Source organism: Croceivirga lutea (genome assembly GCF_014235875.1).
Classification (GTDB): domain Bacteria; phylum Bacteroidota; class Bacteroidia; order Flavobacteriales; family Flavobacteriaceae; genus Croceivirga; species Croceivirga lutea.
The window spans coordinates 616539-630078 of sequence record NZ_JACJUK010000001.1 but is presented as its reverse complement, the minus strand read 5'-3'; the positions used below and the strand labels follow the sequence as shown (position 1 = coordinate 630078).

The window sequence follows — 13540 nt, the reverse complement described above, 5'->3', positions numbered from 1 at the left end:
TAACATTATTTTATTATGAGCAAGAGAGACGAATTAATTGAAAAATACGCTGCCGATATCAAAGAAAAATTTGGCGAAACTCCAGACATGGATTTATTAACAAAAGTAGCAATAGGCTTGGGGCCAGCTATTTATAACGTTGACGCTTCTAAAGTTTCTGGAAGTGATGAAAAAGAATTAGAAACTGTTAAAAAGAATTACCTAATGAAAAAGTTAGGTATGGATGATAGCCCAAAATTAATGGAAGCTATCAATACAGTGATTGAAAAGTATGGTAAATCTGAAAGAAATAAGCATAGAGCTGTTGTGTATTACCAACTTTGTAAACACTTTGGTAAGCAGTCTATTTACAATTAATAAGTAAAATATTATTTTAAAACCGCTTGGTTCTTAAACTAAGCGGTTTTTTTGTTTTTGAATGATAGCATTAGGAAAATACAATAAACTTAAACCTGTGCGCAATACAAGCGTAGGTGTTTTTTTATCAGATAAAGAAGGCGTAGAAATTCTATTGCCTAATAAATACGTACCCAAAGAACTGGATTTTGATGCGGATTTAGAGGTGTTTTGTTATTTAGATCATGAAGAAAGACCAGTAGCTACAACTTTAACACCAAAAATATGCAGAGATGAGTACGGGTTTCTAGAAGTTGTTGATGTAAATGATTACGGGGCCTTTCTAGATTGGGGGTTAGAAAAACATCTTTTTGTGCCGTACCGAGAACAGGTTGAAAAAATGCAAGTTGGCAACTCTTATTTGGTTCATTGCTATTTAGATGAAAAAACGTTTAGGTTGGCTGCTTCATCTAGGTTAGAAAAGTTTCTTCAAAAACATGAAAATCAATTAGAGGAATTAGAAGAAGTTAATCTGAACATATGGCGTAAAACGCCATTAGGCTGGGAGGCCATAATAAATGACACCTATAAGGGATTACTTTATTCAGACACTATTTTTAAAGCAATTAAGGAAGGTGATACTCTTACTGGTTATATTCAAAAAATAAGAGAAGATGGTAAAATAGACCTTTCACTGCAACCACTTGGGGCAAAAATGTTGGAGCCTACAGCAGCGTTAATTCTTAATGCTTTAAAAGAAAACAATGGTTTTTTAGCGCTACACGATAAATCTTCACCAGACGAAATAAAACAGCGTTTAGGCTTAAGTAAAAAGGCATTTAAAAAAGGGGTAGGTGTATTGTATAAAAGTAAAAAGATTACGCTAGAAAATAATGGTATAAAACTTACCTAAGTAGCTTATTTAAAATACTTTATGCATACTTGTTTTGTCAAATTACTTTTATCGATTAGATTTGTTGAAATACATTTAAAATTTAAAAAATCAACATATGCCGTTTATTGATGAGAATGATTTATTGGATTTGCATAAAGACGTTGAAAAAGCACAAATAATAAACGAAAGATTACTAGACCAAATAAACTTTAAAAATAAAGACTTAAAACGTTACAAAATTCAGCGTAACGTTCTTCTAGGTGTTTTGGGTTTAATTATAATTGGTGTTTTAGGTATTGGTTCGTATTCTGCTGGTGTAAATACTAGTGTAAGTTCACAAGACAATTATTTGGTTTCTATTGACAGTTTAGAGGCCATTAAAGCACGAATAAATAACCTTAAACAACAGAATCAGGAGTTGAGTTTGGTTAAAGAGTTTTATTTAGCTAAACAATTTTTAGAAAAAGATAAAGTATATTCTGTGCAGATAAAGTCTTTTGTTGATAATAATGTTTCTTTGGCTTCTAATGCATTAACAAATACCTTGTTTTCCAAAGCTAATCCTTACTATTCATATTCTATAGGTACGTATTCTACTTTAGAAGAAGCACAAGAATTGCGAAAGGTATTAATCGATGCCGGAATTAAAGATGCATTTGTAGCTAGTTATAAAGACGGTAAAAGACTTAAAATAGAACCTGCTAATTAGTGAGTAAATTCAAGGTTTGGTTAAATGCGGCAAGACTACGGACGCTTCCGTTATCTTTGGCAGGTATTATTATGGGTACTGCTATAGCCAATTATAAGGGTTTTTCAAACACTTTCGTTTTTGGTTTAGCACTCTTAACAACCGTATTATTTCAAATTACTTCCAACTTTGCCAACGACTATGGTGATGGTACCAAAGGTACAGATAGCACAGACAGAGTTGGGCCAAATAGAGCATTACAATCCGGACTTTTATCGCAAAAGGAACTTAAAAAGGGAATTATCCTGTTTAGTATACTCAGTTTACTAGCTTCAATTTTATTATTAATAGTTGCTTTTGGTAAGGCATATACCCTTTACTTTATATTCTTTTTAATTTTAGCTGTATTGGCTGTTATAGCTGCTATAAAATACACCATGGGTGATACGCCCTACGGATATAAAGGGTTGGGAGATGTATTTGTTTTTATATTTTTTGGATTAGTGGCTGTTTTAGGAACTGAATTTTTATATACCAAAACTTTTGATGTAATATCTATATTACCAGCTATTGTAATAGGATTGTTAAGTGTTGCAGTGTTGAATTTAAATAATTTACGTGACCACGTATCAGATTTTAATCATGGTAAGATTACGCTTGTAGTTAAGATGGGTTTCCAAAAGGGAAAGGTATATCATTTTTTAATTGTTGGTTTAGCAATTGTTTTACTATTATGGTACAGTTTTTTATTAAAGCAGCCAATTACTAACCTGTTCTTTCTACTTTCATTACTCCCTTTAATCTTTAATTTGATAAAAGTTCAACGTACTAAAGAACCAAAAAATCTTGATTCTGAACTTAAAAAGGTTGCGTTAAGTACTTTTTTGCTCGCAGTAACGTTCTATATAGCAATAAATTATTTTTTTTAATTTTGAAGTTATAACTCAAACCCAAAACCATTTTGGAACACCCCATAAAAATTTTAATCGTTGAGGACAACGTCATTATCGCTGATGATATGCAGTCTATGTTGGAGGAAATTGGCTATGAAGTAGTCGATAACGTAATTGTTTATGAACAAGCAATTGAAGTTTTAAAAAACAATCACGTTGATTTAGTGTTGATTGATATTATTCTTGCTTCGGATAAAACAGGTATTGATTTAGGTAGACATATTAGAGAAACCTATAATATACCTTTCATATTTGTTACTTCAAACTCTGATAAAGCAACTGTAGAAAATGCGAAACTAGTTAAGCCAGATGGTTATTTAGTTAAACCTTTTGAGCAGCAAGACTTATATACGTCTATAGAAATAGCATTATCAAACTTTAATTATTCTCAAAAGAGTGGTAAAACTCCAGAATATGAAAATAATGAGGTTGATGAGATTACATCTAACTCCGTTTTAAAAGATTCAATTTTTGTTAAGAAACAACATTTATATTATCGCATTCAATTTACAGATATACAATTTATTAAAGCGGATAATGTATACTTAGAAGTTAATACAGTTGACAAAAAGTTTCTTGTTCGTTCGCCATTAAAAGATTATTTAGAAAAATTACCTAAGAATAAATTTTACAGAGCCCACAAGTCGTACATTGTAAATGTTGACCATATAGAAGCAATTAATTCTAAAGACATTTTAATAAATGATACGTTGATTCCGATTTCTAAAGATTTTAAAGAATTTATTATTTCATCTATGAATTCTTAAAAGTAATCTCCTTAAATAATGAAATAAAAGTGCCCCTTTCGGGCACTTTTTTGTTTTTAAAGCTCTCTAGTTTCAAGCTTTAATACCTACACCACACTTTTTATCACTTTCACAACATTAATTACTCATAGGCCTAATGTAGATGTACATTTATATTGTATTTGATTTAGCTATTAATACAAAACAAAGAGTAATTTTTTCATTTTCATATAGTGTTCTCGTAGAAGGGCCTTGTTTTCAGAACAAGGCCTTTTGATTTTAAACCAAACATTTTAAAACGAGTACAAGTTTTAACTAATTACTGTATAGTTGAATTCAAATCAAATAAAAATGAGATAATTTAGTGCTGATTTTTATGGGTAACGGTAAATTAAAATCTAGGATTTAACGTTACATATTCAGTGCGAAAAAAGAAGACACTATTTAGACCAATGACTAAAGTAAGTTTTGTAATACTTTTCTTTTTTTTGACCCATTCTTTTGGTCAAGATATCGATTCAATTGTGGTAAAAGATGATCCACTAATTGAGTTTCAGGAAAAACAAACTTCTAAAGCAAAATTCGATTATTTTAATAATACCCCAAATCCGTTTTCTGAAAGCTCCGCTTACGACTGGCTAGAAACTGTTACAGTTTACAAAAATTCTGCTGAGAAAATGAGAGATTCATTAACACTACGCAGATATCAATTAATCGAATCTAAAATTTATCAGCATCTCGGAGATTATCCAATGAGCCTTTCTTTAGCAAAAGAGGTATATGTAGATAAAAGTAAATTAGATAGTGCAGAACTTGCCGAAACCCTAAATATTTTAGATGATAATTATCATGCGCTCCGTATGTTTGATAATCAAATTACCATTAGAACAGAAAAGAAAGAGAATGGTTTTTCTGATAAAGTAGAGTTCTATGATGTTTATGAAGATATGGGTATGTACCGCCGTGCTATGGAAGAGTACATTATTTCAGAAAAGAGCAAAATAGATGAGAACAACTTTTTTGAAAAAGCCCAATACCACAATAAAATTGGTAATTACTTAAGATTAGACAATTCTGCATCAACAGCTATTGCTGAACTTAACAAAGCGAACGGATTTCTAGAAATTTACAATAATGATATTGAAATTGAACGTACTGAGCAGATAGAATTTGATACTAAATTATTAGCTGCAAAAATTAAAGGAAATATTGGTAAAGCAATGGTTTCTTTAAAGAGTTACAAAGAATCTATAACGTATTTAAACCACGCTATCTCAGCATTTAAAGAATTATCTCCTTTAGCTTACAATGCTATGATTACAGATAATGAGTTAGCATTGGCTGAAGCACATTTAGAATTAAATAATTTAAATACGGCACGCCGTCTACTTAACAGTGTTGATAAAAATCTAACCATCTCTCAAGAAACATTACACAATAGATTGTTGGGCAATTATCATGATAAAACCGGAAATTTTCAAAATGCTTTACAGTATTATAAGCGTAACGACCAAATTGCAGATTCTTTAAAGAAAAATGAACAGTCTATTATTAAGCAGCAACTTGCGGTTACCATTGGTAGTTCAAATCTTGAAAATCAACTACGTTTATTTGATGAACAAAAAGCCGAAAATGATGAGATAAGAAGCCAACTACAGACAAAAAGTGAGAGCTTCAATTTAGTTATTATTTCTTTGGTCTTTACCTTATTAGGTTTTGCTGGTTTAATTTATGCTTACCTCAATAGTATAAAAAACCAACGTTTAATCGAACGTCAGAAATACATAATTGAAGATTCTTTAAAAGAAAAAGAATCGTTATTAAAAGAAATTCATCATCGTGTAAAAAATAACCTTCAAATGGTATCTAGTTTGTTAAGCTTACAAACAAAGAACACCAAGAGTAAAGCTGCAATTCTTGCTTTAGAAGAAGGCAAAAGTAGGGTTAAAGCTATGGCTTTGATTCATCAAAAATTGTATCAAAATGATGATTTGTCGGTTATAGAAATGCAAGGCTATATAGAAAGTTTAATTAATAGTGTACAGTCTGTCTACAAAAAGGGCGGTCATAATATTTCTATTACTATTGATGCAGAAGGAACAGAACTAGATATTGATAGAGCCATACCTTTTGGACTTATTTTAAATGAGCTTGTTTCGAACACCTTCAAATATGCTTATCCAGATTCTGATGAAAACGGTAAAATCTATATTCATTTAAGAAAAAATGGAGACCAAGGTTATTTTGAATACACAGATAACGGTATTGGTCTACCAGAAGAAATAGATGAACGCACAAACGCCTCTATGGGTATACGCTTAATTAATAGATTGGTAAATCAATTACAATCAAAATTGAATATTGATAAGAGTGTTCAAGGAGTGCGTTTTTGGTTTACGTTTTCTTAATTAACGTACAGCACTTTTCATGACTACATTATGCAGTAATTTGGGAAAAAATCGTTTTAGATAAATTCCAAAGCGTTCAGATTTACCTATGTAAGCTTCAAATTTTCGTTGTTCCATAGCTTTTATCATTTGCTTTGAAAACTCTACAGTAGTTAGTCCATTTTGCGTTTTTTCATCATCTATATTTTGAGCATTACCGTCAGCAGTTAAGGCATTTTTGGCTACGTTAGTTTGAACAAAACCTGGACAGATTAGCGTAACCTCTATGTTATCTTTTTGGTGCTCCATACGCAATACATCAAAAAAACCGTGTAGCGCATGTTTTGCTCCACAATATCCAGAACGATAAGGTGAACCAAACTTACCCATTAAGCTAGTAATGGTAACAAAATATCCTTTCTTATTCGCAATAAAATAGGGTAGTAGCGCCTTTGTTAAGGCCAAAGTTCCTATATAATTAATATCCATTAACTTTTTATAGACTTCAAGAGTTGTGTTTGCGATTAATGAACGTTGACTTATTCCAGCATTATTTATCAAAATATCAATACCATCAAAGCTTTCCCAAGCTTTTTGTGCTAACAAAGACATTTCTTTATGGTTTGCTAAATCCAAGGGCATAATAACAACGTTTTTAGGGTTTTTACAGTTGTTTTTAACTACTAATAGTTCATTTTCTCTTCTTGCAGATAAAATTAATTTGCAATCTAAATTAGCAAGTTGTAAGGCCAATTCTTTACCTATACCAGAAGAAGCTCCAGTAATCCAAATGGTTTTTTCGTTTAGTTTTCCCATAGTTTGAAATATAGCTAATTTTGATGTCTTCATGGAAGCACGATATAAAAAGTATATGCTAAACTTTAAACGTCCAAGTGGAACATCACGGGGCGTAATGACAACCAAGGAAACCTGGTTTATAACAGTTAATGATGGTAGCAAAATAGGTATAGGAGAATGTGGAATTTTACGTGGTTTAAGCGTTGATGACGTTGATGATTATGAACAAAAAATACATTGGGCTTGTAAGAACATTGCTAAGGGGCTAAGTTTTTTGTACGAGAATTTAATAGCTTATCCTTCTATACAATTTGGTTTAGAACAGGCTTTTCTTTCATTAAACTCAGACAATTCTTTTCAGTTATTTTCTTCTGACTTTGTAGAGAAGGAAAAACCAATTCCTATCAATGGCCTTGTTTGGATGGGAGACGAAATTTTTATGCAAGAACAAATTCAGCAGAAATTAGAAGCCGGATTCAACTGTATTAAAATGAAAGTAGGTGCTATAGATTTTGAAAAAGAATACAATCTTTTAAAAGTCATTCGGAAAACATTTTCCAAAGATAATATTGAATTGCGTGTTGATGCTAATGGAGGTTTTACGGCTAAGGATGCCTTATACAAGCTCAAAAAACTTGCTGAACTGGACTTACATTCAATTGAACAACCCATTAAGCCAAAACAATGGAAAAGTATGGCAAACTTGTGTTTGGAGTCTCCACTACCTATTGCTTTAGATGAAGAACTAATTGGGGTGTTTGCCATTGCCGATAAAAAGGAAGTTCTAGAACAAATTCAACCACAATATATAATTCTAAAACCGAGTCTCGTGGGCGGTTTTAAAGGTTCAGAAGAATGGATTTCTATTGCCAATGAACTTGGTATAGGTTGGTGGATTACTAGTGCATTAGAAAGTAATATTGGGCTCAATGCAATAGCACAGTGGACAGCTACATTAGATAGTACAATGCCGCAAGGTCTAGGCACAGGGAGTTTATTTACTAATAATTTTGAATCTCCTTTGCAAGTTGCTGACGGTCAATTGTTTTATAGAAAAAACCTATCTTGGCAACCAAATTTAATTGAAGACTTATGTTCATAGAACAAGCGTATAAAGGTTTACATGAAGGGTGGCGCTATATAGTTGGGTTTATAACAGTTTTTTTTGCTTGGCAATTTTTAGGAGGTATTCCCTTGATTGTAGCAGTTATTTTTAAAACCAAAAACTTTGATTCTTTTTCTGCTGACTTAGGTGTAATTGCACAAACTTTAGGTCTAAATTATTTTTTCTTCTTAATTATGTTGACCTTTTTAGCTGCAATGGTTGCATTGTATGTTGTGGTCAAATACCTGCATAAACTATCGTTTAAAAACTTTACTACTTCTAGAAAGAAGGTTGATTTTGGAAGAATATGGTTTGCCTTTATTTTATGGGGTGTAATTTCTTCTTCTATTGCCATTGCAGATGTGTTTCTTACACCAGAAAATTATGAATATCAATTTAAACTCATGCCTTTTTTGGTATTATTAGGCCTGTCAATTTTATTGTTGCCAATTCAGACCAGTTTTGAAGAATATTTTACACGAGGCTATCTTATGCAGGGCATTGGTGTAGCTGTTAAAAATAGGTGGGTACCTTTAGTGATTTCATCAAGTTTGTTTGGTTTATTACATTTATTTAATCCAGAAGTAGAAAAACTGGGTTATGGTATCTTGGTCTATTATATTGGTACTGGTTTTTTTCTAGGTATTCTTACTTTGATGGACGAAGGTTTAGAGTTACCCATAGGTTTTCATGCTGCAAATAACTTTTTTACTGCCATTTTAGTAACTGCAGACTGGACAGCTTTTCAAACACATTCTATCTACAAAGATATTTCTGAACCCGTTTTAGGTTGGGACGTTTTAGTTCCGGTATTAGTAATTTATCCTATTTTACTTTTTATAATGGCCAAAAAATACAAATGGTCTAATTGGAAAGAAAAACTTTTTGGTAGCGTTAAAACCGAAGCAGAGTTTTTAGCTTTGCAAGATGCTGATTCATCCGAAATTTAAACTAAACGGTCAATCCTATTCTAAAAAGGAATTAATAGCTCATGCGACTGATTTAAGTTTAAAAGACCAAGCTTTTGAAAAAAGTATAGGTAAGTTTATTTTAGATTTTTTATCAGAGAGTTCTACCCTAAGCGTTTTTACATCGGGCTCTACAGGCACCCCAAAAAAAATTATATTAAAAAAGGCCCAAATGGTGAATTCTGCCATGGCAACAGCTTCTTTTTTTGATTTAAAAGAAGGCCATACGGCGCTCCTTTGTTTACCTGCTGAATTTATTGCCGGTAAAATGATGATAGTGCGGGCTTTAGTAATAGGTTTAGCGTTAGATTATGTGGCACCTAATGTTTATCCCCTGAAAAATGTGGAGCGTACCTATGATTTTTGCGCTATGGTGCCTATGCAAATTCAAAATTCACTAGCAGAATTAAAAAAGCTAAAAATACTAATCATAGGAGGTGCACCACTCCCCAATAATTTAAAGGAGCAGTTACTAGATGCTCCCACCCGTTGTTTTGAAACCTATGGTATGACAGAAACCATAACCCACATTGCCATTAAACCAATACAAGTTGATTATTTTGAAGCCTTACCACATGTTGACATTTTTCTAGATGAACGTGACTGTTTAGTTATTGATGCACCACAAATAGCGGACGATAAAATAGTTACCAATGATATGGTAGAGCTTATCGACAGAAAAAGATTTAAGTGGTTAGGTAGGTATGACAATATTATAAATTCTGGAGGTATAAAATTGATTCCAGAAATTATCGAGGCTAAGCTAGCAAAGAGCTTTAAGGAACGTTATTTTGTATACGGTACACCAGATGAACAGTTAGGTGAGAAATTGGTTTTGGTAATTGAAAGCAAGTTAAGTGTACAAGAAATTCAAAAGAAACTGGCAATAAACGCTAAGCTAAAACGGTTCGAAAAACCCAAAACTATTCTAACTACTCCTAAATTTATACTAACCGATTCTGGTAAGGTAGATAGGCATAAAACAATGGCTAGCTTAATTAAAAACTAATTCATATTGGCATTTCCCTAATTACATTTATTAGATAACTCATTAACATTTTTAGTACGCAGTATTGATAATTAGGTTTGAAAATAACCTAAAAATCAACTGTTATGAAAAGTCTATTTTCTTTTTTCTTTTTACTATTATTTATTCATTTACAAGCACAAACGGTTACAATTTCTGGAACGGTAACTGATTCTAGTGGGCCTTTACCTGGGGTAAGTGTTGTAGTTGAGGGCACCACAAATGGTACGCAAACAAACTTTGATGGCCAATATAATATTCAGTCCAAAAAAGGACAGACTCTAGTATTTACATATTTGGGATATGAGTCCGAAAAAATTAGAATTAATGATTCAAAAGTAATAGACGTTGTTCTTACAGTAAGCTCTGAAGCCTTAGATGAAGTTGTTGTAACTGGTTATGCAACTAAAACGGTTAAAGCGTTAACAGCTTCAGTAACAACTGTAGGCACTCCTACCAAAGCGCAATTGGCAAGAAATAAACGTAAACAGTACCATAATTCAATTACCCATGCTTTACAAGGTAAAGCTGCTGGTATACAAATTACAGGCGCTAATGGTCAGGTTGGAGCTTCCACAAATATTACAATTAGAGGCGTTAACTCTATAAACGGCTCATCACAACCGTTGTATATAGTAGATGGTACGCCTATCCATACCATTAATAATACAGTAGTGGCTAATTTGAAACCAGAAACTATCGAAAAAATTAACATATACAAACCGGCTAAGGCTAGAAAGCTATTTGGTGTTTCAGCTAAAAATGGTTGTGTAGTAATCTCAACTAAATCTGGTAATTATCAAATACAAAAAGACGAGCAGTATGCGCAAATAACCGAGAATAAATTTGAAAGAGTTCAACTTAGTCCATTATCTACTTTTTCTATTGATGTGGATAAGGCAGCTTATAGCAACATAAGACGAATGATTAATAATGGACAGCAAGTTCCTGTAGATGCTGTGAAAATTGAAGAAATGATTAATTATTTTGATTACCAATATCCTCAACCAGCGAAACATCCTTTTTCTATAAACACTGAAGTCGTTCAAACCCCTTGGAATTCAGCTACTCAACTAGTTCGAATTGGTTTGCAAGGTAAAACCTATGAAAATACAGACTTGCCAGCCTCCAATCTAACATTTTTGATAGATGTTTCTGGTTCTATGAGTAGTGCAAATAAACTTCCATTATTAAAATCTGCATTTAAATTATTGGTAAATCAACTTCGAGAAAAAGATAAGGTTTCAATAGTGGTTTATGCAGGTGCGGCAGGTGAAGTTCTATCACCAACTAACGGAACTAATAAAGAGCAGATTCTTGCAGCCTTAGACAATTTGAAAGCTGGCGGTTCAACAGCTGGTGGCGCCGGTATTAAGTTGGCATATCAATTAGCACAAAAAAATTACATTAAAAATGGTAATAACAGAGTAATACTTGCTACTGATGGAGATTTTAACGTTGGTGCGTCTAGCGATAAGGCAATGGTTGAACTCATAGAGGAAAAAAGAAAAAGTGGAGTTTTCTTGTCAGTTTTAGGATTTGGTATGGGAAATTATAAAGATTCTAAACTTGAAAAACTTGCAGACAAGGGAAATGGAAACCACTCTTACATAGACACCATGCAAGAGGCGCAAAAAGTATTTGGAAAAGAGTTTGGTGGAACACTTTACACTATTGCAAAAGATGTAAAAATCCAAGTAGAATTTAATCCTTCAGTGGTTCAAGCTTATCGTCTAATTGGTTATGAAAATAGAATATTGAATGATGAAGATTTCATTGATGACACGGTTGATGCTGGTGAATTAGGTAGCGGTCACACGGTTACTGCCCTTTATGAAGTAATTCCCGTTGGCGTATCAAGCCCTTATTTAAAAGATATTAATAGCCTTAAATACACTGTTAAAAATGAAGGAATTGCTACAAATGAATTACTTACGGTAAAATTTAGATATAAAAAACCAAATGGAAATAAGAGTATCGAAATTGAAAGTGTTGTTGCCAACCAAAATACAACCATATCAGCCGATGGTTCTTTTGCAGCTTCTGTTGCTTTGTTCGGATTACATTTAAGAAAATCTCAATATTTAAATAATTCAAATATTGAAGACATTTTAAAATTAGCAGAAAATGGCTTACAGCAGGATATAAATGGGTATAAAGCTGAATTTATTCGGCTAGTAAAATCTTATACAAATGTTTTATAGAAAAGTGCCTTAGGGCACTTTTTTTTATGCAACGCTTAACGTAATTTAAGCCAAACAAATTAGTTAAATGAAAAATTTACTTTCTATTCTATTTCTTACCATTTTTATTCAAGTTAATGCACAACAAATTTTACCTGAAATTGAACGAGCTAGAGTCATAGATGAAATTCTAGCGGAGCGATTTAACGACTTATTACCCAAATTAATGGATCAAACTAATATTGATATGTGGGTAGTTATTTCTAGGGAGTATAATGAAGACCCAGTTCTAAAAACAATGCTGCCTGCTACTTGGTTAAATGCGCGTAGAAGAACAATTCTTGTTTTTTATCGAGATAAAAAGAAGAATACCATTGAAAAATTAGCAGTGGCAAGGTATAATGTGGGAAAAAACATTGTATTGGCATGGAATAAAGAAAAAGAACCTGACCAGTGGAAACGATTAATTCAACTCATAGAGGAACGTAAACCAGAAAAAATTGGTTTGAATTTTTCTAAGGATTTCAACATAGCAGACGGATTGGTAAAAACAGATTATGAAGAATTTTTATCCTATTTACCTAAAAAATTTCATAAGAAAGTAGTTTCTGCAGAACAACTCGCGGTTAGATGGATAGAAACTCGCACTACTAGAGAAATGATTATTTACAATCAGTTAGTAGATATTACGCATGACATTATCGCCGAAGCATTTTCTGAAAAAGTAATTACTCCCGGTGTAACCACAACTTCTGAGGTAGAGTGGTTTATGCGCCAAAAGGTAACAGATTTAGGTTTAGAAACTTGGTTTCACCCCACAGTTGATGTGCAACGAACAAGTGAAGAGTTGGTTTCTTATTTATATTCTTTTTCTGGAAGACCAGATGATATGGTAATTATGCCAGGTGATTTAGTTCACTGTGATTTTGGAATTACATATTTACGTTTAAATACAGATTGCCAAGAATTAGCCTATGTACGAAAACCAGGAGAATTAGCTCCTCCTAAATTTTTGGTAGATGCTTTAAAAGATGGTAATCGTGTTCAAGATTTACTCACTACAAATATGATTGCAGGTAGAACTGGTAACCAAATTTTGGCGAAAGCTTTAGCAGATGGTAAAGCTGAAGGATTAAGACCTGCAATTTATACACATCCTTTAGGTTTATATGGTCATTCTGCAGGTACTACCATTGGCATGTGGGATGCTCAAGGAGGTGTCATGAAAGATGATGGAGAAAACTACCCTTTAAACCCTAATACGGTTTATGCAATTGAATTAAATACTACGGTAACAATTCCAGAATGGAAAAGAGATATTAGAATTATGTTAGAAGAAGCAGGATTCTTTGGTGAAAATGGGTTTAGATACGTTAATGGTCGTCAGACAGAGTTATTAGTCATACCTAGGGTTAAAACGCATCAAGGCAACTAGTTAGCTTTTAAATATTTGT

Annotated in this window: 12 protein-coding genes; 11 read left to right on the top strand and 1 reads right to left on the bottom strand. The window is 32.6% G+C overall.

All coding sequences use genetic code 11. The annotated features are described in order from the left end of the window. Positions 1-15 precede the first annotated feature (15 nt). The 6 genes from H5V42_RS02950 to H5V42_RS02925 all read left to right on the top strand — a co-directional run bounded on the left by H5V42_RS02950 (position 16) and on the right by H5V42_RS02925 (position 6026). Positions 16-357 (top strand): DUF2853 family protein, encoded by a 342-nt coding sequence (locus H5V42_RS02950; protein ID WP_185781626.1) that lies wholly within the window; start codon positions 16-18, stop codon positions 355-357. 61 nt (positions 358-418) lie between these two features. Next, on the top strand, positions 419-1249 hold the full coding sequence (locus tag H5V42_RS02945; protein ID WP_185781625.1) for a CvfB family protein: 831 nt from the start codon (positions 419-421) through the stop codon (positions 1247-1249). Positions 1250-1346: 97 nt separating this feature from the next. Further along, on the top strand, positions 1347-1940 hold the full coding sequence (locus H5V42_RS02940) for an SPOR domain-containing protein (RefSeq protein WP_185781624.1): 594 nt from the start codon (positions 1347-1349) through the stop codon (positions 1938-1940). Then, positions 1940-2848 carry a 1,4-dihydroxy-2-naphthoate octaprenyltransferase gene (gene menA, locus H5V42_RS02935; protein ID WP_185781623.1) on the top strand — a complete coding sequence of 303 codons (909 nt, stop codon included), beginning with the start codon at positions 1940-1942 and terminating at the stop codon, positions 2846-2848. The genes H5V42_RS02940 and menA overlap by 1 nt, the downstream gene beginning before the upstream one ends. A 32-nt stretch (positions 2849-2880) precedes the next feature. Then, positions 2881-3639, top strand: coding sequence for a LytR/AlgR family response regulator transcription factor (locus tag H5V42_RS02930; RefSeq protein WP_185781622.1), 759 nt, complete (start codon positions 2881-2883; stop codon positions 3637-3639). Positions 3640-4070: 431 nt separating this feature from the next. Then, positions 4071-6026: a sensor histidine kinase gene (locus H5V42_RS02925; protein WP_185781621.1), complete on the top strand. Its 1956-nt coding sequence runs from the start codon at positions 4071-4073 to the stop codon at positions 6024-6026. Here H5V42_RS02925 and H5V42_RS02920 read toward each other — a convergent pair whose 3' ends face one another. Further along, positions 6027-6821: an SDR family oxidoreductase gene (locus H5V42_RS02920; protein WP_185781620.1), complete on the bottom strand. Its 795-nt coding sequence runs from the start codon at positions 6819-6821 to the stop codon at positions 6027-6029. It lies immediately after the preceding gene. Positions 6822-6852: 31 nt separating this feature from the next. Between H5V42_RS02920 and H5V42_RS02915 the strand changes: the two genes are divergently transcribed. The 5 genes from H5V42_RS02915 to H5V42_RS02895 all read left to right on the top strand — a co-directional run bounded on the left by H5V42_RS02915 (position 6853) and on the right by H5V42_RS02895 (position 13521). Next, complete coding sequence (locus H5V42_RS02915; RefSeq protein ID WP_185781619.1) at positions 6853-7905, top strand: o-succinylbenzoate synthase; 1053 nt, start codon at positions 6853-6855, stop codon at positions 7903-7905. Then, the gene (locus H5V42_RS02910; RefSeq protein WP_185781618.1) at positions 7896-8858 is read left to right on the top strand and encodes a CPBP family intramembrane glutamic endopeptidase; all 963 of its coding nucleotides are present in this window, start codon (positions 7896-7898) and stop codon (positions 8856-8858) included. Before H5V42_RS02915 ends, H5V42_RS02910 begins: the two co-directional genes overlap by 10 nt. Further along, on the top strand, positions 8836-9885 hold the full coding sequence (locus H5V42_RS02905) for an AMP-binding protein (protein ID WP_185781617.1): 1050 nt from the start codon (positions 8836-8838) through the stop codon (positions 9883-9885). Before H5V42_RS02910 ends, H5V42_RS02905 begins: the two co-directional genes overlap by 23 nt. 104 nt (positions 9886-9989) lie before the next feature. Beyond that, complete coding sequence (locus H5V42_RS02900) at positions 9990-12107, top strand: VWA domain-containing protein (protein ID WP_185781616.1); 2118 nt, start codon at positions 9990-9992, stop codon at positions 12105-12107. A gap of 67 nt (positions 12108-12174) precedes the next feature. Further along, entirely contained in the window at positions 12175-13521 is a 1347-nt protein-coding gene (locus H5V42_RS02895; protein WP_185781615.1) for a M24 family metallopeptidase, read from the top strand. The last annotated feature ends 19 nt before the right edge of the window (positions 13522-13540 follow it).